18 protein-coding genes are annotated in these 18,936 nt (G+C 66.0%); 17 read left to right on the top strand and 1 reads right to left on the bottom strand.

What is annotated here, in order from left to right; translation table 11 throughout:
• Window positions 1–25: 25 nt before the first annotated feature.
• The 3 genes from DBV14_RS20380 to DBV14_RS20370 are packed head-to-tail and all read left to right on the top strand — an operon-like array spanning window position 26 to window position 2,753.
• Window positions 26–1,288, top strand: a complete 1,263-nt coding sequence (locus DBV14_RS20380; protein ID WP_124461504.1) for a CynX/NimT family MFS transporter — start codon at window positions 26–28, stop codon at window positions 1,286–1,288.
• A complete protein-coding gene (locus DBV14_RS20375; protein WP_124461451.1) occupies window positions 1,285–1,860 on the top strand; it encodes a DUF1415 domain-containing protein in 576 nt (191 codons plus the stop codon). Before DBV14_RS20380 ends, DBV14_RS20375 begins: the two co-directional genes overlap by 4 nt.
• Window positions 1,857–2,753, top strand: a complete 897-nt coding sequence (locus DBV14_RS20370; protein WP_124461449.1) for an SAM-dependent methyltransferase — start codon at window positions 1,857–1,859, stop codon at window positions 2,751–2,753. The genes DBV14_RS20375 and DBV14_RS20370 overlap by 4 nt, the downstream gene beginning before the upstream one ends.
• Before the next feature lie 16 nt (window positions 2,754–2,769).
• On the opposite strand, the gene DBV14_RS20365 is transcribed toward DBV14_RS20370, so the two are convergent.
• Window positions 2,770–3,489: a DUF1266 domain-containing protein gene (locus tag DBV14_RS20365; protein ID WP_124461447.1), complete on the bottom strand. Its 720-nt coding sequence runs from the start codon at window positions 3,487–3,489 to the stop codon at window positions 2,770–2,772.
• 68 nt (window positions 3,490–3,557) lie between these two features.
• Here DBV14_RS20365 and DBV14_RS20360 point away from each other — a divergent pair, with 68 nt between their 5' ends.
• The 14 genes from DBV14_RS20360 (at window position 3,558) to hisG (ending at window position 18,926) form a co-directional block, all read left to right on the top strand.
• On the top strand, window positions 3,558–4,253 hold the full coding sequence (locus tag DBV14_RS20360) for a transposase (protein ID WP_124461445.1): 696 nt from the start codon (window positions 3,558–3,560) through the stop codon (window positions 4,251–4,253).
• 188 nt (window positions 4,254–4,441) lie between these two features.
• Entirely contained in the window at window positions 4,442–9,196 is a 4,755-nt protein-coding gene (locus DBV14_RS20355) for a glutamate synthase-related protein (RefSeq protein ID WP_124461443.1), read from the top strand.
• A gap of 35 nt (window positions 9,197–9,231) precedes the next feature.
• Complete coding sequence (locus DBV14_RS20350; protein ID WP_124461441.1) at window positions 9,232–10,710, top strand: glutamate synthase subunit beta; 1,479 nt, start codon at window positions 9,232–9,234, stop codon at window positions 10,708–10,710.
• Between the two features lie 67 nt (window positions 10,711–10,777).
• The gene (locus DBV14_RS20345) at window positions 10,778–11,638 is read left to right on the top strand and encodes an ABC transporter ATP-binding protein (RefSeq protein ID WP_124461439.1); all 861 of its coding nucleotides are present in this window, start codon (window positions 10,778–10,780) and stop codon (window positions 11,636–11,638) included.
• On the top strand, window positions 11,635–12,417 hold the full coding sequence (gene mlaE / locus DBV14_RS20340) for a lipid asymmetry maintenance ABC transporter permease subunit MlaE (RefSeq protein ID WP_124461437.1): 783 nt from the start codon (window positions 11,635–11,637) through the stop codon (window positions 12,415–12,417). The genes DBV14_RS20345 and mlaE overlap by 4 nt, the downstream gene beginning before the upstream one ends.
• Window positions 12,418–12,459: 42 nt before the next feature.
• Window positions 12,460–12,948: an outer membrane lipid asymmetry maintenance protein MlaD gene (gene mlaD, locus DBV14_RS20335; protein ID WP_124461435.1), complete on the top strand. Its 489-nt coding sequence runs from the start codon at window positions 12,460–12,462 to the stop codon at window positions 12,946–12,948.
• Between the two features lie 26 nt (window positions 12,949–12,974).
• A complete protein-coding gene (locus DBV14_RS20330; protein ID WP_260397145.1) occupies window positions 12,975–13,691 on the top strand; it encodes a VacJ family lipoprotein in 717 nt (238 codons plus the stop codon).
• Between the two features lie 165 nt (window positions 13,692–13,856).
• Window positions 13,857–14,525 (top strand): phospholipid-binding protein MlaC, encoded by a 669-nt coding sequence (locus tag DBV14_RS20325; RefSeq protein ID WP_124461431.1) that lies wholly within the window; start codon window positions 13,857–13,859, stop codon window positions 14,523–14,525.
• 19 nt (window positions 14,526–14,544) lie between these two features.
• Window positions 14,545–14,820, top strand: a complete 276-nt coding sequence (locus DBV14_RS20320; RefSeq protein ID WP_124461428.1) for a lipid asymmetry maintenance protein MlaB — start codon at window positions 14,545–14,547, stop codon at window positions 14,818–14,820.
• A 164-nt stretch (window positions 14,821–14,984) separates the two neighbouring features.
• Entirely contained in the window at window positions 14,985–15,932 is a 948-nt protein-coding gene (locus tag DBV14_RS20315) for an ABC transporter ATP-binding protein (RefSeq protein WP_124461426.1), read from the top strand.
• Window positions 15,929–16,693 carry an ABC transporter permease gene (locus DBV14_RS20310; RefSeq protein WP_124461424.1) on the top strand — a complete coding sequence of 255 codons (765 nt, stop codon included), beginning with the start codon at window positions 15,929–15,931 and terminating at the stop codon, window positions 16,691–16,693. Before DBV14_RS20315 ends, DBV14_RS20310 begins: the two co-directional genes overlap by 4 nt.
• 20 nt (window positions 16,694–16,713) lie before the next feature.
• Window positions 16,714–16,956, top strand: coding sequence for a BolA family protein (locus tag DBV14_RS20305; RefSeq protein WP_007835251.1), 243 nt, complete (start codon window positions 16,714–16,716; stop codon window positions 16,954–16,956).
• Between the two features lie 42 nt (window positions 16,957–16,998).
• Entirely contained in the window at window positions 16,999–18,288 is a 1,290-nt protein-coding gene (gene murA, locus DBV14_RS20300; protein ID WP_124461422.1) for a UDP-N-acetylglucosamine 1-carboxyvinyltransferase, read from the top strand.
• Entirely contained in the window at window positions 18,285–18,926 is a 642-nt protein-coding gene (gene hisG / locus DBV14_RS20295) for an ATP phosphoribosyltransferase (RefSeq protein ID WP_124461420.1), read from the top strand. The genes murA and hisG overlap by 4 nt, the downstream gene beginning before the upstream one ends.
• Window positions 18,927–18,936: the final 10 nt, after the last annotated feature.

Below are 18,936 nucleotides of genomic sequence, written 5' to 3'. Positions count from 1 at the left end.
ACGAAGCGCCGACGCAGGCAATGCGATGAACCTCGCCACGCGAGTGCGCGTGCCCGCCGTCGTTTTTGCTGTCCTGCTGGGCGGCGTCAGCGGCGCCTTGCACCTTGGCAAGCTGCCGCCCGCGGTGCCTGCGCTGCAGGCCTCGCTCGGCATCGACATCGTCGAGGCCGGCTTCCTGCTGTCGCTCGTGCAGGTGGCGAGCATGACCCTGGGTCTGATCGTTGGCCTCGCCGCCGACACCATCGGCCTGCGCCGCAGCATGCTGACGGGTCTGCTCGTTCTGACGCTCGCCAGCCTGCTGGGCGGCGCGATCGGCGCCGGCCTCGTGGGTGGAGCGCACGCGGTGCAATGGCTGCTTGTCCTGCGCGCCATCGAAGGCATCGGTTTCCTGCTGACGGTCATGCCGGGGCCGGGGCTGATCCGCGCGCTGACGCCGGCGGGCGCAGACAAAGCCGCGCTGGGTTTGTGGGGCGCCTACATGCCGCTCGGCGTGGCGCTGGCGCTGCTGCTGGGGCCGGCCCTGATTGCTTGGGGCGGATGGGCCGACTGGTGGTGGCTGCTGTCGGCGGTGTCCGCGGTGGCCGCGCTCTGGGTGTGGCTCGCCGTGCCCGCCGACCGCCTGCGCCAGCCTGTCGTCGCAGGCAGCAACGTCTCCGCGGGCTGGATGCCGCGCCTGCGCGCCACGGTCGGCGCGCGCGCGCCCTGGTTGATCGCACTGACCTTCGCCGTGTACTCGGCCCAGTGGATGGCGGTGATCGGTTTCCTGCCGGCCATCTATGCCGGCGCGGGCGTGCCGGCCGGATGGAACGCGGTGCTCACGGCGCTTGCGGCTGCCATGAACATCGTCGGCAACATCGCCGGCGGCCGCTGGCTGCAGCGCGGCGTGGCGCCCGAACGCCTGCTGCAATGGGGTTTCCTGGCGATGGCGCTCGGCGGCGTGGCGGCTTTCGCGCAGATCGGGCAGGGCGCCGACGCCTCGAGCCTGCCGCCGGCGCTGCGCTACATCGCCGTCTGTGCTTTTTCACTGGGCGGCGGCATGGTGCCGGCGACCCTGTTCCTGCTCAGTGTGAGGCTGGCGCCCAGCCCGACCACCGTGTCCACCACGGTCGGCCTGATGCAGCAGGCCTCGTCGCTCGGCCAGTTCCTGGCGCCGCCCGCGGTGGCCTGGCTGGCGCACCGTGTCGGCGGCTGGCACTGGACCTGGACCGCGACGCTGGTCTGTTCGCTGGCCGGCATGGCGCTCGCGCGGCGCCTGGTGCGGAATCGCCCTGCGGCGGAGGCGGCATGACCGGCGCGGCGACAATCGATGCTCCCCAGGCCGAAGCCGACACGCGGCGCTGGCTCAAGCGCGCGGTCATCGGCCTCAACCTGTGCCCGTTCGCTAAAGCGGTGCATGTGAAGGCGCAGATCCACTACGCCGTGTACCTGCCCACTGAAGAGGCCGGCCTGATCGACGTGCTTCTTTCCGAAGCCGACGCGCTTGCCGCCCTCGACGCCACCGTGCGCGACACCACCCTTTTGATTGCACCCAACACCTTGGCGGATTTCCTGGACTTCAACGATTTCACGGCGCGTGCCGAGCGCCGCCTGGCGCGCGCCGGTTTCGACGGCGCGTTCCAGCTCGCGAGCTTTCATCCGCGGTTCCAGTTCGGCGGCACCGAGGCCGACGACATCGGCAATGCCACCAACCGCGCGCCGTACCCGACGCTGCACCTGCTGCGCGAAGACAGCGTGAGCCGCGCGGTCAAGGCCTTTCCCGAGGCGGAGGCGATCTTCGAGCGCAACATCGACACGCTCGAAGCGCTGGGCGCGGCGGGCTGGGCTGCACTCGACGTCGGCGCCGGGAGTGCAAAGCCATGAACACCAAAGCCGCGAACAAGGCCGCGAACAAACCCGTGAAAACCAACAAAGCCGCCAAGGCCGATGCTGAGCTGTCCGAAGTCCTGCGCGAAGGCCAGTCCATCGAGCTGCTGAAAGAGCTGCACATCCTCACGCGCGAGGGCCGGCTCAACCAGGACTCACGGCGCAAGCTCAAGCAGGTCTATCACCTGTTCCAGTTCATCGAACAGCTGCTGCGCGAGCTGCCCGAAGGCGGCGCCGGCGCCACGCTGGCCGACCATGGCGCGGGCAAGTCGTACCTCGGCTTCATCATCTACGACCTGTTCTTCAGAGAGCGCGAGGCAGGCCACGTCTATGGCATCGAGACGCGGGGCGAGCTGGTCGAAAAATCGCGCGCACTCGCACAGCGCCTGGGGTTCGGGCGCATGTCGTTCCTGAACCTGACGGTCGCCGAATCGGCCCAGGCCAGCGAATTGCCCGCGCAGATCGACGTGGTTACCGCGCTGCATGCCTGCGACACCGCCACCGACGATGCCATCGCCTTCGGCCTGGCGAAGAAGGCGCGTTGCATGGTGCTGGTTCCCTGCTGCCAGGCGGAAGTGGCCGCCTGCCTGCGCGAAACCAAGGCACTGGCGTTGTCGCGCACGCCACTGGCCGAGCTGTGGCGCCATCCGCTGCACACCCGCGAAATCGGCAGCCAGCTCACCAATGTGCTGCGCTGCCTGTACTTGGAAGCCAACGGCTACAGCGTGACCGTCACCGAACTGGTCGGCTGGGAGCACAGCATGAAGAACGAGCTGATCCTGGCGCGCTACACCGGCCAGCGCAAGGCCAGCGCGGCAACGCGTCTGGGCGAACTGCTGTCGCAGTTCGGGCTCGACGCGCTGGGTGACACGCGCTTCAGGCTGAACTGACTCAACCGCCCGATGCTCAGGCGGAGCGGGGCGTTTCGCGCGACGCCAGCAGATCGGCCAGCGAATCCCGCTCCGGCCACGCCACCGTCTTCCACGGGCTTCGTTCGCTCTCGAGCAGCTTCTGCGTCATCGACGCCAGCAGTTTGCGGCCGACGAAATTGCTGCCCGGCGCCTCGCGCTCGCCCGCGAGGAAGCTCTGGGCATAGTTGTCCCAGCCGCTGAAGCGTTCGACGGCCAGCTCCACCGCCGGCACCAGCCATTCCAGCGCCGTTCCGGCATTGACATAGCCGACCGCGGCCGCGCCCGTGGCCAGGTGGCTCGCGCGCCCGATCCACAGGGCCAGGTCGTCGTCGCCGGATTGCGAGGGAAGGCTTCCGACAATTTCCGCCACCACCGCCTCGGCGCTCTCGCGATCGGTGACCGAGAAGTCGCGCGACAACAGCTTTTTCCAGGACGCGATCTCCTTCGCCGAAATATCGACACACAGCAGATGCACCGCGCTGCGCTGCATTTCCTCCGCTTCCCGCAGGTCGGACGCGAAGGTCTCGCGATACACGGCGGCCAGCGCCACGGCGAAATTCTCGAAGCGCGACGAGGCTGCAACACGCGCCTCCAGCGCCGCATTGCCTTGCTGCCGCGCTGTGTCGCGCTCGGCGGCCTCCTGTGCCAGTTCGGCTTTGCCTTCCGCCACTCCTTCTTTTGCCGAATCGATCAATTCCTTGAAAAACTTGAACATTCGCCACTCCCTGATCTTGTTGGTAAACGGGCCGCTTAGGATACAAGCCCCGCGCGACAACCCACCCCATGGCCCGTCTACCCCGTCTCACACTGGCCGACATGCCGCACCACGTGATCCAGCGCGGCAACAACCGCCAGCCGATCTTCGTGGACCGGGCCGACCACGAGAAACTGCTCGCGCTACTGGCCGAGAACGCCGTGCGATTCGGTGTCGCGCTGCACGCCTACGTGCTGATGGACAACCACTTCCACCTGCTGGTCACGCCTGGCAGCACCACCGGCCTGCCGCAGTTCATGCAGTCCGTGGGGCGCAGCTATGTGCGCTACTTCAATGACCGCCATGGCCGCAGCGGTACGTTGTGGGAAGGGCGCTACAGGTCGACACTGATCCAGACCGATCGCTACCTGCTGACCTGCATGGCCTACATCGACCTCAACCCTGTGCGGGCGGGCATGGTGATGGATGCGCGCGACTTCCCATGGTCGAGCCACGGCCACTACGCTGGGCTGCGGCACGACCGGTTGCTGACGCCGCATCCGCTGTACTGGGAGCTCGGCAACACGCCGTTCGCGCGCGAAGCGGCGTATGTCGAAATGGTGCGCGGCGGCGTGCGGGCCGCCGACCAGGCTGCGCTGACCGAGGCCACCTTGCGGGGCTGGGCGGCGGGGGACGATGAATTTCTCGACTCCCTCCAGAAGGCGACCGACCGCCGCGTGGTTAAAGCAAAGGCCGGCCGGCCCCCTTCAAACTCCACTTCCTGAGCTTCCGAGCGGCATCAAGCCTTTGCCATGGCTGGATCTTTTGCTCCTGTTTTTAATATGTCCCTAATTTAATTCTGACAAGAAAACTCGGGATTTAATAAGAATCTGACCCCTATTAAAGTGTTTGGCATTCTTTGTGCATCGCAATATGCTCCCTTTCCCTGCGAAAACTGATGAAGGAGTGCGCCATGACGACGGCTGCCGAGATCGAACATCTCCAAAAACACGGTCTGTATTCCGGTGCCGATGAGCACGACGCCTGCGGTGTGGGCTTCGTGGCGCACATCAAGGGCGAGAAAAGCCATGCCATCGTGCTGCAGGGCCTGAAGATCCTCGAAAACCTCGACCATCGCGGCGCAGTGGGCGCTGACAAGCTGATGGGCGACGGCGCCGGCATCCTGATCCAGCTGCCCGACCACCTGTACCGCGAAGAAATGGCCAAGCAGGGCGTCACGCTGCCGCCGCCCGGCGAATACGGCGTCGGCATGATCTTCCTGCCGAAGGAACACGCCTCGCGTGAAGCCTGCGAACAAGAGATGGAACGCGCCATCAAGGCCGAAGGCCAGGTGCTGCTCGGCTGGCGCGACGTGCCGGTCAACCGTGAGATGCCCATGTCGCCCACCGTGCGCGCCAAGGAGCCTCTGCTGCGCCAGGTCTTCATCGGCCGCGGCAACGACGTCATCGTGCAGGACGCGCTGGAACGCAAGCTCTACGTGATCCGCAAGACCGCCAGCGCCAACATCCAGCGCCTGAAGCTCAAGCACAGCAAGGAATACTACGTTCCCAGCATGTCGAGCCGCACCGTGGTCTACAAGGGCCTGCTGCTGGCCGACCAGGTCGGCACCTACTTCATGGACCTGCAGGACAAGCGCTGCGTCTCGGCCCTGGGCCTGGTGCACCAGCGCTTCTCGACCAACACCTTCCCTGAATGGCCGCTGGCCCACCCGTACCGCTATGTCGCCCACAACGGCGAAATCAACACGGTCAAGGGCAACTACAACTGGATGAAGGCGCGCGAAGGCGTCATGTCGTCGCCCGTGCTGGGCGCCGACCTGCAGAAGCTCTACCCGATCAGCTTCGCGGGCCAGTCCGACACCGCCACCTTCGACAACTGCCTCGAACTGCTGACGATGGCCGGCTACCCCATCAGCCAGGCCGTGATGATGATGATTCCCGAGCCCTGGGAACAGCACGCCACCATGGACCCGCGCCGCCGCGCGTTCTACGAATACCACGCCGCCATGCTCGAGCCGTGGGACGGCCCGGCCTCCATCGTCTTCACCGACGGCCGTCAGATCGGCGCCACGCTCGACCGCAACGGCCTGCGCCCCTCGCGCTACTGCGTGACCGACGACGACCTGGTCATCATGGCTTCCGAATCGGGCGTGCTGCCCGTGCCCGAGCAGAAGATCGTTCGCAAGTGGCGCCTGCAGCCCGGCAAGATGTTCCTGATCGACCTGGAGCAGGGCCGCATGATCGACGACGAGGAGGTCAAGGCCACCCTCGCCAACAGCAAGCCCTACAAGCAGTGGATCGAGAACCTGCGCATCAAGCTGGACAGCGTCAAGGCCGAGCCGGTCTCGGCGCCGCTCAGCCAGGTCGCGCTGCTCGACCGCCAGCAGGCCTTCGGCTACACCCAGGAAGACATCAAGTTCCTGATGAGCCCGATGGCGCAGGCCGGCGAAGAAGGCATCGGCTCCATGGGCAACGACAGCCCGCTGGCCGTGCTCTCGAACAAGAACAAGCCGCTCTACAACTACTTCAAGCAGCTGTTCGCGCAAGTGACCAACCCGCCGATCGATCCGATCCGCGAAGCCATCGTGATGTCGCTGGTGTCCTTCATCGGCCCCAAGCCCAACCTGCTGGACATCAACCAGGTCAACCCGCCGATGCGGCTCGAAGTGAGCCAGCCGATTCTCGACTTCGCCGACATGGCGAAGCTGCGCGACATCGGCAAGTACACGCAGGGCAAGTTCAAGAGCTATGTGCTCGACATCACCTACCCGCTCGCCTGGGGCGACGAAGGCGTCGAAGCCAAGCTCGCGTCGCTGTGCGCCGAAGCGGTGGACGCCATCAAGGGTGGCCACAACATCCTGATCGTGAGCGACCGCGGCGTGAGCCCGACGCAAGTGGCGATTCCCGCCGTGCTGGCGCTGTCGGCCGTGCACCAGTACCTGGTCCGTGAAGGCCTTCGCACCACGGCCGGCCTCGTCGTCGAAACCGGCTCTGCCCGCGAAGTGCATCACTTCGGCGTGCTCGCCGGCTACGGCGCGGAAGCCGTGCACCCGTACCTCGCGATGGAAACGCTGGCGGCCATGCACGCCGACCTGCCCGGCGACCTGAGCGCCGACAAGGCGGTCTACAACTACGTCAAGGCCATCGGCAAGGGCCTGTCGAAGATCATGTCGAAGATGGGTGTCAGCACCTACATGAGCTACTGCGGCGCGCAGCTGTTCGAGGCCATCGGCCTGAACACCGCCACCGTCAACAAGTACTTCACCGGCACGGCCAGCCGCGTGGAAGGCATCGGCGTCTTCGAGATAGCCGAAGAAGCCATCCGCATGCACAAGGCCGCTTTCAGCGACGACCCGGTGCTCGCCAACATGCTCGACGCCGGCGGCGAATACGCCTGGCGCACGCGCGGCGAAGAGCACATGTGGACGCCCGATGCCATTGCCAAGCTGCAGCACAGCACGCGCTCCAACAACTGGAACACGTACAAGGAATACGCGCAGCTCATCAACGACCAGAACCGCCGCCACCTCACGCTGCGCGGCCTGTTCGAGTTCAAGATCGATCCGGCCAAGGCCATTCCGGTCGACGAAGTCGAAGCCGCTTCCGAAATCGTCAAGCGCTTCGCCACCGGCGCGATGTCGCTCGGCTCGATCAGCACCGAGGCGCACGCCACGCTCGCGATTGCCATGAACCGCATCGGCGGCAAGAGCAACACGGGCGAGGGCGGTGAAGACCCGGCGCGCTATCGCAACGAACTCAAGGGCATCCCGATCAAGCAGGGCGACACGCTCAAGAGCGTGATCGGCGCGGCCAACGTCGAAGTCGACCTGCCGCTGAACGATGGCGACTCGCTGCGTTCGCGCATCAAGCAGGTGGCGTCGGGCCGCTTCGGCGTCACCGCCGAGTACCTGCACTCGGCCGACCAGATCCAGATCAAGATGGCGCAGGGCGCCAAGCCGGGCGAGGGCGGTCAGCTCCCGGGCGGCAAGGTCACCGAGTACATCGGCAAGCAGCGCTATGCGGTGCCGGGCGTGGGCCTCATCTCGCCCCCGCCGCACCACGACATCTACTCGATCGAAGATCTCGCGCAGCTCATTCACGACCTGAAGAACACCGCGCCGCACGCGAGCATAAGCGTCAAGCTGGTGAGCGAAATCGGTGTCGGCACCATCGCGGCCGGCGTGGCCAAGTGCAAGAGCGACCACGTCGTGATCGCCGGCCACGACGGCGGCACGGGCGCTTCGCCCTGGTCGTCGATCAAGCATGCAGGCAGCCCGTGGGAAATCGGCCTGGCCGAAACGCAGCAGACGCTGGTGCTCAACCGCCTGCGCAGCCGCATCCGCGTGCAGGCCGACGGCCAGATGAAGACCGGCCGCGACGTCGCCATCGGCGCGCTGCTGGGCGCCGACGAGTTCGGCTTCGCCACCGCACCGCTGGTGGTCGAGGGCTGCATCATGATGCGCAAGTGCCATCTGAACACCTGCCCGGTGGGCGTGGCCACGCAAGACCCGATCCTGCGCAAGAAGTTCTCGGGCAAGCCCGAGCACGTCGTCAACTACTTCTTCTTCGTTGCGGAAGAAGTGCGCCAGATCATGGCCCAGCTGGGCATCCGCAAGTTCGACGACCTGATCGGCCGCGCCGACCTGCTCGACACGCGCAAGGGCATCGAGCACTGGAAGGCCTCGGGCCTGGACTTCAGCCGCCTGTTCGCGCTGCCGAACGTGCCGGCCGAGGTGCCGCGCTTCCACGTCGAGAACCAGGACCACGGCCTCGAGCGCGCGCTTGACGTCAAGCTCATCGAGAAGTCGCGTCCCGCCATCGACAAGGGCGAGAAGGTGCAGTTCATCGAAGTGGCGCGCAACGTCAACCGCTCGGTGGGCGCCATGCTCTCGGGCGCGCTGACCAAGGTGCATCCGCAGGGCCTGCCCGACGATTCGATCCGCATCCAGCTCGAAGGCACGGGCGGCCAGTCCTTCGGCGCCTTCCTGGCGCGCGGCATCACGCTGTACCTGATCGGCGACGCCAACGACTACACCGGCAAGGGCCTCTCGGGCGGCCGCGTGGTGGTGCGGCCCAGCCTCGACTTCCGTGGCGAAGCGGTGCGCAACACCATCGTCGGCAATACCGCGCTGTACGGCGCGACCACCGGCGAGGCTTACCTTTGCGGCGTGGCCGGCGAACGCTTCGCGGTGCGCCTCTCGGGTGCCACGGCGGTCATCGAAGGCACGGGCGACCATGGCTGCGAGTACATGACCGGCGGCACGGTGGCTGTGCTCGGCAAGACCGGCCGCAACTTCGCGGCTGGCATGAGCGGCGGCGTCGCCTTCGTCTACGACGAAGACGGCCAGTTCGCCACGCGCTGCAACCTCTCGATGGTTTCGCTCGACAAGGTGCTCACCTCGGCCGAGCAGACCGCCAGCGTGCATCGCAAGATCTGGCACGGTGGCGAGACCGACGAAGCCCAGCTCAAGAAGCTGCTCGAAGAGCACCACCGCTGGACCGGCAGCAAGCGCGCGCGCGAGTTGCTCGACACCTGGGCCGTGTCGCGCACGAAGTTCGTGAAGGTGTTCCCGAACGAATACAAGCGCGCCCTGGGCGAGCTGCACGACCGCAAGGTCGAGCTGGCAAGCAGCGGCAACAACGCGCACGCCGGCCTCGAGCCGCACGCGCTGGCCGCGGCACCGCAGACCGCGCCGGCTTCGGTCTGAGCGGCAACGACACACGAAGAACAGAGGAAAGCACGATGGGAAAGATCACCGGCTTCATGGAGCATGAGCGCATCGAAGAGGGCTACAAGCCGATCGAAGAGCGCGTCAAGCATTACAAGGAATTCGTCGTCGGCCTGACGCCCGAGCAGGCCAAGGTGCAGGGTGCGCGCTGCATGGACTGCGGCACGCCGTTCTGCAACAGCGGCTGCCCGGTCAACAACATCATTCCGGACTTCAACGACCTCGTGTACCGCAACGACTGGCAGAACGCCTTCGCGGTGCTCGACTCCACCAACAACTTCCCCGAGTTCACCGGCCGCATCTGCCCGGCACCGTGCGAAGCGGCTTGCGTGCTCAACGTGAACGACGACGCGATCGGCATCAAGTCGATCGAGCACGCCATCATCGACCGCGCATGGGACGAAGGCTGGGTTGCGCCGCGCGTCGCCAAGCACAAGACCGGCAAGAAGGTCGCCGTGGTCGGTGCCGGCCCCGCCGGCATGGCCGCGGCTCAACAGCTGGCGCGCGTCGGCCACGACGTGACGCTGTTCGAGAAGAACGACCGCATCGGCGGCCTGCTGCGCTACGGCATTCCCGACTTCAAGATGGAGAAGACGCACATCGATCGCCGCGTCGAGCAGATGAAGGCCGAGGGCGTGACCTTCCGTACCGGCGTCATGGTCGGTGCCGCGAAAGATCCGCTGGGCAAGGGCTCCAAGGTCACTAACCTAGCCAAGGAAACCGTCACGCCCGAACAGCTGCAGAAAGAGTTCGATGCGGTGCTGCTCACGGGCGGCGCCGAGCAATCGCGCGACCTGCCGGTGCCCGGCCGCGATCTCGACGGCATTCATTTCGCAATGGAGTTCCTGCCGCAGCAGAACCGCGTCAACGCGGGCGACAAGGTCAAGGGCCAGCTGCGCGCCGACGGCAAGCACGTGATCGTCATCGGCGGCGGCGACACCGGCTCTGATTGCGTGGGCACCAGCAACCGCCATGGCGCTGTCAGCGTCACGCAGTTCGAGCTGATGCCGCAGCCGCCCGAAGAAGAAAACCGGCCGCTGACCTGGCCGTACTGGCCGATCAAGCTGCGCACCAGCTCCAGCCATGAAGAAGGTTGCGAGCGCGAGTTCGCCATCTCGACCAAGGAGTTCATCGGCGAGAAGGGCAAGGTCACCGGCCTGAAGACCGTTCGCGTCGAATGGAAGGACGGCAAGATGCAGGAAGTGCCCGGCAGCGAGCAGATCCTCAAGGCCGACCTCGTGCTGCTCGCCATGGGCTTCGTCAGTCCCGTGGCCAACGTGCTCGATGCTTTCGGTGTCGAGAAGGATGCGCGAGGCAACGCCAAGGCCTCGGTCGACTTCATCGGCGGCTATGCCACCAGTGCACCTAAAGTGTTCGCCGCGGGCGACATTCGCCGCGGCCAGTCGCTGGTTGTGTGGGCGATTCGCGAAGGCCGTCAAGCGGCGCGTTCGGTGGATGAATTTCTGATGGGTTTCAGCGACTTGCCGCGCTGAATTTTGTTTCAATTCGGCGCCCGCCATCGCAGCGCCGTTATCATCCGCTGGAAAACCGCATGCCGGGATGCTTGAAAAAGCGCCCGGCTTTTTTATTGAGATGGACCCAGCCAACCCACCGCTTCCCTTCGTAGAGTTTCGCGACGTCACGTTCGGCTACGGCGCGCGCGCGATCCTTGACGGCGTGTCGTTCACCGTGCCGCGTGGCAAGGTGACGGCGCTGATGGGAGCTTCGGGCGGCGGCAAGACCACGGTCTTGCGATTGATCGGCGGACAGCAACGCGCACAGCGCGGCGAAGTTCTGTTCGATGGTCAGGACGTCGTCAGGTTCGACGCCACCGCGCTCTACGCGGCGCGGCGCCGCATGGGCATGCTGTTCCAGTTCGGCGCTCTGTTCACCGACATGAGCGTGTTCGACAACGTGGCCTTTCCGCTGCGCGAACACACGCAGTTGTCCGAAGCGCTGGTGCGCGACATCGTGCTCATGAAGCTCGATGCGGTCGGCCTGCGCGGCGCGCGCGACCTGATGCCCAGCGAGGTGTCGGGCGGCATGGCGCGGCGCGTGGCGCTGGCGCGCGCGATCGCTCTCGATCCCGACCTGGTGATGTACGACGAACCCTTCGCGGGCCTCGACCCCATTTCGCTCGGCACGGCCGCACGGCTCATTCGCCAGCTCAACGACACGCTCGGGTTGACCAGCATCATCGTGTCGCACGATGTCGAGGAAACCTTCCGCATCGCCGACCACGTGATCATCCTGGCCAACGGCGGTGTCGCCGCACAGGGCGCGCCCGCCGAAGTGCGCGACAGCGCCGACCCGCTGGTCCATCAGTTCGTGAACGCGCTGCCCGATGGGCCGGTGCGCTTTCATTACCCGGGCGCAAGCATCGAAGACGATTTCGGACCCGTGGTCGGAGGCCGGTCATGAGCTGGTGGAAACCTGCCGACATCGGCTATGCGGTGCGCAGCAAGCTCGGCGGCATCGGCTTTGCCGCGAAGCTGTTCCTGCGGCTGTCGCTGCAAGGCGCGCAGAGCCTGCGCCGCTTCAGCCTCGTGCGCGACCAGATTCATTTCCTGGGCAATTACTCGCTCGCGATCATCGCGGTGTCGGGCCTCTTCGTCGGCTTCGTGCTCGGCCTGCAGATGTACTACGCGCTGCAGCGCTACGGGTCTTCCGAAGCATTGGGCCTGCTGGTCACGCTGAGCCTCGTGCGCGAGCTCGGGCCGGTGGTCGCGGCGCTGCTTTTCACCGGCCGGGCCGGCACGTCGCTCACTGCGGAAATCGGCCTCATGAAGGCTGGCGAACAACTCAGCGCCATGGAAATGATGGCGGTCGACCCGGTGCAGCGCATCCTCGCGCCGCGCTTCTGGGCCGGCGTCATCACCATGCCGCTGCTGGCGGCGGTGTTCAGCGCGGTCGGCATCATGGGCGGCTACGTGGTGGGCGTGCTGATGCTGGGCGTCGACCCGGGCGCGTTCTGGGGCCAGATGCAGGGCGGCGTCGATGTGTGGCGCGACGTCGGCAATGGCGTCATCAAGAGCATCGTCTTCGGCTTCACCGTGACTTTCATCGCGCTGCTGCAGGGCTTCCTGGCCCAGCCCACGCCCGAAGGCGTGTCGCGCGCGACCACGCGTACCGTGGTGATGGCGTCGTTGGCGGTGCTGGGGCTCGATTTCCTGCTCACCGCCATGATGTTCAGTATCTAAAAGAGGCTCGGCCTCCATCGTTCTAGCTAGAGAGTGCAAACCATGCAACGTTCCAACAATGACATCTGGGTCGGCCTGTTCGTGCTGATCGGCGGGGCCGCATTGCTGTTCCTGGCGCTGCAGTCGGCCAACCTGCTGAGCCTGAACTTCCAGAAGACCTATTCGGTCACCGCGCGCTTCGACAACATCGGCGGGCTCAAGCCGCAGACCGCGGTCAAGAGCGCGGGGGTGGTGGTGGGTCGCGTGGAATCGATCACCTTCGACGACAAGACCTTTCAGGCCAGCGTGACGCTGGCTTTGCAAAACCGTTACAGTTTTCCCAAGGACAGCTCGCTGAAGATTCTGACCAGTGGCCTGCTTGGAGAGCAGTACATCGGCATCGAGGCGGGCGCCGAGGAGAAGAACTTGCAAGCCGGCGACACCATCACCGCGACCCAGTCGGCCGTGGTGCTGGAAAACCTGATCAGCCAGTTCCTCTATAGCAAGGCCGCCGAGGGAAATGCGGCGCCTGGAACAGCCAATAAAAAATGAAAACACGATTCAATCTGTCATTTGCTATGAAAGACATAGCAAAATACGCCCGTCTGACGGGCGCTGCCGCCGTCCTGGCTGTCGTGGCCGGATGCGCCACGGGCCCCAATGCCAACCCGGCCGATCCGTTCGAGCCCTTCAATCGCGGCGTTTCGCGTTTCAACGACGGTGTCGACGACGCAGTGCTCATTCCCGCGGCCACCGCCTACCAGTGGGCCCTGCCTTCGATGGTGCGCACGGGCGTGAACAACTTCTTCGGCAACATCGGCGATGTCTGGAGCCTGGCCAACAACGTGGCACAGCTCAAGCTGCAAGGCAGCGCCGAGACTTTCATGCGCCTGAACGTCAACACCTTCTTCGGGCTCGGCGGCCTGCTGGACGTTGCCAGCGAGGCGGGCATTGCCCGTCACGAAGAAGATTTCGGCCAGACGCTCGGCTATTGGGGCGTGGGCCCCGGTCCTTATGTGGTGCTGCCGGTCATGGGCTCCTCGACCTTGCGCGACACCGTGGCCAAGCCGCTGGACATCTATGGCGACCCGCTGGCACACGTGGACGACATTCCCTGGCGCAATTCGCTGACCGTGCTGCGCGTGGTGGACACGCGCGCCCAGTACCTGCGTGCCAGCCGCCTGCTCGGCGATGCCGCGCTCGACAAGTATTCGTTCACGCGCGACGCGTTCCTGCAGCGCCGCCGCAGCCAGGTCTACGACGGCAATCCGCCGGACGACGGCGCCGGAAAATAAGGCGCATGGCAACGGCGCGGGGTGAAGCCGCTTGCATCCGGTTGCAAGGCTTCACCTGCCCGACAGGAACCAGGTCGGCCTGCGGTGGCTCGAATCCGTTTCTGTCTGAGTACCGCGCCTCTTGCGCGTACTCCGTGAATTTTCAAACTTGATTGAGGGACTCACATGAACAACAAGACCAAGGCCAAAACCTTGCAACGACGCGATCTCGGCCGCCTGGTGCTGGCCGGTGCCCTGCTGTTCGGCGCTGCCGTCGCTTTCGTCCAGCCCGCGCGCGCGGCCGACGAAACACCCGATGCGCTGGTCAAGCGCCTGTCGACCGACGTGCTGGACACGATCAAGGCCGATGCGTCCATCAAGTCTGGCGACGTCAGCAAGATCATGGTGCTGGTCGACAGCAAGATCATGCCGAACGTCAACTTCCAGCGCATGACGGCTTCCGCTGTCGGTCCGGCCTGGCGCCAGGCCACGCCCGAGCAGCAAAAGCGCCTGCAGGAAGAGTTCAAGACCCTGCTGGTGCGCACCTATGCCGGCGCGCTCGACCAGGTGACCGACCAGACCGTCACGATCCGTCCGTTCCGCGGCTCGCCCACCGACACCGACGTGCTGGTGCGCACCGAGGTCAAGGGCCGCGGCGACCCCGTGCAGCTCGACTACCGTCTCGAAAAGACGCCGGGCCAGGGCGCGGGCTGGAAGGTCTACAACCTGAATGTGCTGGGCGTCTGGCTGGTCGACACCTACCGCACCCAGTTCGCGCAGGAAATCAACAAGAGCGGCATCGATGGCCTGATTGCTGCCCTGGCCGCGCGCAACAAGGGCAACGCCAAGGGCTGACGGGCCCACGGACGCCATCATGCTGGTCCTGCCCACCAAGCTCACCCATGACGAGGCCCCCGCCTGCATGCGCATGCTGCAGCAGGGGCTGAAGGGCCAGACGGATTCGTCGTCGACGGTGGTCGACGCCTCCGCGCTGGCGCAGTTCGATTCGTCGGCGCTGGCGGTGCTGCTCGAATGCCGGCGCGAGTCGAGCGCGATGGGCCGGGGGTTCGCGGTCAAGGGCCTGTCCCCCAGGCTGCGCGAACTGGCGGCGCTGTACGGCATCGCGGGCCTTTTGCCCGCCGCGCCCTGACACTGTCTGCCCCCCGGCTTTTCACTTCGCTTCGCTGCGTGTAATTCGCCACCCCCCGAGGGTGAGGCGCGGCTCGCCTTGGGGCGGCCCGGCGGCGGCCGCATGAGGGCATCGGGCCGCTGCGCGGCAGTTTGTGAAGGCGCCCCGTAAAATCACGGGCTCCCATGCCCGCGATCTCATTCCAGTCGGTCTCCAAGACCTATCCCCCCTCCAAGCAGCAGCGGGCCCAAGGCAAACAAGGGCTGCGCGCGGTCGACGAGGTCAGTTTCCAGATCGAGCCGGGCGAGTTCTTCGGCCTGCTCGGCCCCAACGGCGCGGGCAAGACCACCCTGATCAGCATGCTCGCGGGGCTCGCGCGCCCCACGGCCGGTGCGATCAGCGTCCACGGTTTCGACGTGCAGCGCGACTACGCCGAGGCCCGCCGCCAACTGGGCATCGTGCCGCAGGAGCTGGTGTTCGACCCCTTCTTCAACGTGCGCGAGTCGCTGCGCATCCAGTCGGGCTACTTCGGCATCAAGAACAACGACGACTGGATCGACGAGCTGCTGCACAGCCTCGGCCTGACGGACAAGGCCTCGGCCAACATGCGCCAGCTCTCGGGCGGCATGAAGCGCCGTGTGCTGGTGGCGCAGGCGCTGGTGCACAAGCCGCCGGTGATCGTGCTCGACGAACCCACGGCCGGTGTCGATGTCGAGCTGCGCCAGACGCTCTGGCAGTTCGTCGCCAAGCTCAACAAGCAGGGCAGCACCGTGCTGCTGACCACCCATTACCTCGAAGAAGCCGAGGCCCTGTGCAGCCGCATCGCGATGCTCAAGCTGGGCCGGGTAATTGCCCTGGACCGCACCAGCGAGCTGCTGAAGTCGGCCGCCAGCAACGTGCTGCGCTTCAAGACCGACGCCATGCTGCCCTGGGCCATTGCGCAGCATGCGCGCATCACCGGGCGCATCGTGCAGCTGCCGGCGCAGAACGCCCATGAAGTGGAACAACTGCTGGCCGCGATCCGCGAAGCCGGCGTCGCGGTGGAAGACGTGGAAATGCGCAAGGCCGACCTGGAAGACGTGTTCATCGACCTGATGGCGGGCGAGCAGACGCCGCTGGAGGTCGCGCGATGATGGCCGTCACGGGTTGGCGCGCGCTGCTCTACAAGGAGACATTGCGCTTCTGGAAGGTCGGCTTTCAGACCGTCGGTGCGCCGGTGCTCACCGCGCTGCTGTACCTCATGGTCTTCGGCCATGTGCTCGAAGGCCGCGTGACGGTCTACGGCACCGTCGGCTACACGGCCTTCCTGGTGCCCGGCCTCGTGATGATGAGCGTGCTGCAGAACGCCTTTGCCAACAGCTCGTCGTCGATCATCCAGAGCAAGATCATGGGCAACCTGGTGTTCGTTCTGCTCACGCCGCTGTCGCACTGGGGCTGGTTCTTTGCCTACGTGGGCTCGTCGATCATCCGCGGACTGGCCGTGGGGCTCGGCGTGTTCGTGGTCACGATGTTCTTCGCCATGCCGGATTTCGTGGCGCCGGTGTGGATCGTCGTGTTCGCGCTGCTGGGGGCCGCGATGCTCGGCACGCTGGGGCTCATCGCCGGCCTGTGGGCCGAGAAGTTCGACCAGATGGCCGTGTTCCAGAACTTCCTGATCATGCCCATGACTTTCCTGTCGGGCGTGTTCTATTCGATCGGCTCGCTGCCCCCGTTCTGGCAGAAGGTCAGCCACCTGAATCCGTTCTTCTACATGATCGACGGCTTCCGCTATGGCTTCTTCGGCGTCAGCGACGCCTCGCCCTGGCTCAGCCTGGGCATCGTCGGCACCGCCTGGCTGGTGGTGAGCGCCATCGCCGTCCATTTGCTGCGTATCGGCTACAAAATCCGCGGTTGACCGCTTCTTCTCAAGACCCCATGACCGCCGAACAACTCCAGGCCCTGATCCAGTCCCATCTCCCGTGCGAGCACATCACGCTCGAGGGCGACGGCCGACATTGGTACGCCACCATCGTCTCGGCCGAATTCGAGGGCAAGCGCGCCATTCAGCGCCATCAGCGGGTCTACGCCACCCTCGGTGCGAAAATGCACACCGACGAAGTGCATGCGCTTTCGATGAAGACCTACACGCCCGCCGAATGGGCGGCCGTGGAAAAGTAACTTTCCGGCCCCCGCGGGCCCCCTGATTTCGCTGGAACTTCGATGGACAAACTTCTGATTCGCGGCGGGCGCCAGCTTCGCGGCGAAGTACTCATTTCCGGTGCCAAGAACGCCGCGCTGCCCGAGCTGTGCGCGGCGCTGCTGACCGACCAGCCCGTGACGCTGCGCAACGTGCCGCGCCTGCAGGACGTGTCTACCATGCTCAAGCTGGTGCGCAACATGGGCGTGACCGCCGAGCGCGACGACAACGGCACCGTGCAGCTCGACGCCAGCGACCTCACCAACCCCGAGGCCCCCTACGAGCTGGTGAAGACCATGCGCGCTTCGGTGCTGGCCCTGGGGCCGCTGCTGGCCCGCTTCGGCCACGCCAAGGTGTCGCTGCCCGGTGGCTGCGCCATCGGCTCGCGGCCGGTCGACCAGCACATCAAGGGCCTGCAGGCCATGGGCGCCGAGATCGTGGTCGAGCACGGCTACATGATCGCCAGCCTGCCGGCGGGCCGCACCCGCCTGAAGGGCGCGCGCATCCTGACCGACATGGTCACCGTCACGGGCACCGAAAACTTTCTCATGGCCGCCGCGCTGGCCGAGGGCGAGACGTTGCTCGAAAACGCCGCGCAGGAGCCCGAAATCGTCGACCTGGCCGAAATGCTGATCCGCATGGGCGCGAAGATCACGGGCCACGGCACCAGCCACATCCGCATCCAGGGCGTCGAGAAGCTCCATGGCTGCGAGCATGCCGTGGTGGCCGACCGCATCGAGGCAGGCACCTTCCTGTGCGCCGTCGCGGCCACGGGGGGCGACGTGTTCCTGCGCCACGCCCGCGCCGACCACATGGACGCGGTGATCGACAAGCTGCGCGACGCCGGCTGCACGGTGGCGCCCGAAGAGGGCGGCGTGCGCATCAGCTCCAGGGCACCGGCCAGCGAGCACCTGAAGGCGCAGAGCTTCAGCACCACCGAGTACCCGGGCTTCCCGACCGACATGCAGGCCCAGTTCATGGCGCTGAACGTGATCGCGCGCGGCGCCTCGATGGTCACCGAAACCATCTTCGAGAACCGCTTCATGCACGTGAACGAAATGGTGCGCCTGGGCGCGGCCATCCACGTCGAAGGCAAGGTCGCCATGGTCGAGGGCGTGCCGCAACTGTCGGGCGCCACCGTGATGGCCACCGACCTGCGCGCCTCCGCCAGCCTCGTCATTGCCGGCCTCGTGGCTGACGGCGAAACGCTGGTCGACCGCATCTATCACCTGGACCGTGGGTACGACCGCATGGAAGCCAAGCTGCGCGGCCTCGGTGCCGACATCGAACGTGTGACGGGAGCCGCCGCATGATTACGCTAGCCCTTTCGAAAGGCCGCATCTTCGAAGAGACGATGCCCCTGCTGGCCGCGGCCGGCATCGAGGTCACCGAAGACCCCGAGAAGTCGCGCAAGCTGATTCTCGAAACCACCCGGCCCGACGTGCGCGTGGTGCTGGTGCGTGCCTCCGACGTGCCCACCTACGTGCAGTACGGCGGCGCCGACCTCGGCGTGACCGGCTCCGACGTGCTGCTCGAGCACGGCAACCAGGGCCTGTACCAGCCGCTGGACCTGCGCATTGCCGCCTGCCGCCTGAGCGTGGCCGTGCGCGCCGACTACGACTACGCCTCGGCCGTGCGACAAGGCTCGCGCCTGCGCGTGGCGACCAAGTACGTCGGCCTGGCGCGCGATTTCTTCGCCACCAAGGGCGTGCACGTCGACCTGATCAAGCTTTACGGCAGCATGGAGCTGGCACCGCTCACCGGCCTGGCCGACGCCATCGTCGACCTGGTCTCGACCGGCAACACGCTCAAGGCCAACCACCTCGTCGAGGTGGAGCGCATCATGGACATCAGCGCCCGCCTGGTGGTCAACCAGGCCGCGCTCAAGCTCAAGCGCGAGCCCATCCGCCGCATCATCGACGCCTTTGCGTCGGCCATTCCGTCCGCCTGACTTCCACCCG

Origin of the sequence: Variovorax sp. KBW07, assembly GCF_003852515.1 — a bacterium.
Taxonomy (GTDB): domain Bacteria; phylum Pseudomonadota; class Gammaproteobacteria; order Burkholderiales; family Burkholderiaceae_C; genus Variovorax.
This window is presented reverse-complemented; position numbering and strand designations above follow the sequence as displayed.

Coding starts and splice junctions, on each gene's coding strand:
- DBV14_RS20380 (WP_124461504.1), top strand. CDS start 26: ATGAACCTCGCCACGCGAGTGCGCGTGCCCGCCGTCGTTTTTGCTGTC.
- DBV14_RS20375 (WP_124461451.1), top strand. CDS start 1,285: ATGACCGGCGCGGCGACAATCGATGCTCCCCAGGCCGAAGCCGACACG.
- DBV14_RS20370 (WP_124461449.1), top strand. CDS start 1,857: ATGAACACCAAAGCCGCGAACAAGGCCGCGAACAAACCCGTGAAAACC.
- DBV14_RS20365 (WP_124461447.1), bottom strand. CDS start 3,489: ATGTTCAAGTTTTTCAAGGAATTGATCGATTCGGCAAAAGAAGGAGTG.
- DBV14_RS20360 (WP_124461445.1), top strand. CDS start 3,558: ATGGCCCGTCTACCCCGTCTCACACTGGCCGACATGCCGCACCACGTG.
- DBV14_RS20355 (WP_124461443.1), top strand. CDS start 4,442: ATGACGACGGCTGCCGAGATCGAACATCTCCAAAAACACGGTCTGTAT.
- DBV14_RS20350 (WP_124461441.1), top strand. CDS start 9,232: ATGGGAAAGATCACCGGCTTCATGGAGCATGAGCGCATCGAAGAGGGC.
- DBV14_RS20345 (WP_124461439.1), top strand. CDS start 10,778: ATGCTTGAAAAAGCGCCCGGCTTTTTTATTGAGATGGACCCAGCCAAC.
- mlaE (WP_124461437.1), top strand. CDS start 11,635: ATGAGCTGGTGGAAACCTGCCGACATCGGCTATGCGGTGCGCAGCAAG.
- mlaD (WP_124461435.1), top strand. CDS start 12,460: ATGCAACGTTCCAACAATGACATCTGGGTCGGCCTGTTCGTGCTGATC.
- DBV14_RS20330 (WP_260397145.1), top strand. CDS start 12,975: ATGAAAGACATAGCAAAATACGCCCGTCTGACGGGCGCTGCCGCCGTC.
- DBV14_RS20325 (WP_124461431.1), top strand. CDS start 13,857: ATGAACAACAAGACCAAGGCCAAAACCTTGCAACGACGCGATCTCGGC.
- DBV14_RS20320 (WP_124461428.1), top strand. CDS start 14,545: ATGCTGGTCCTGCCCACCAAGCTCACCCATGACGAGGCCCCCGCCTGC.
- DBV14_RS20315 (WP_124461426.1), top strand. CDS start 14,985: ATGCCCGCGATCTCATTCCAGTCGGTCTCCAAGACCTATCCCCCCTCC.
- DBV14_RS20310 (WP_124461424.1), top strand. CDS start 15,929: ATGATGGCCGTCACGGGTTGGCGCGCGCTGCTCTACAAGGAGACATTG.
- DBV14_RS20305 (WP_007835251.1), top strand. CDS start 16,714: ATGACCGCCGAACAACTCCAGGCCCTGATCCAGTCCCATCTCCCGTGC.
- murA (WP_124461422.1), top strand. CDS start 16,999: ATGGACAAACTTCTGATTCGCGGCGGGCGCCAGCTTCGCGGCGAAGTA.
- hisG (WP_124461420.1), top strand. CDS start 18,285: ATGATTACGCTAGCCCTTTCGAAAGGCCGCATCTTCGAAGAGACGATG.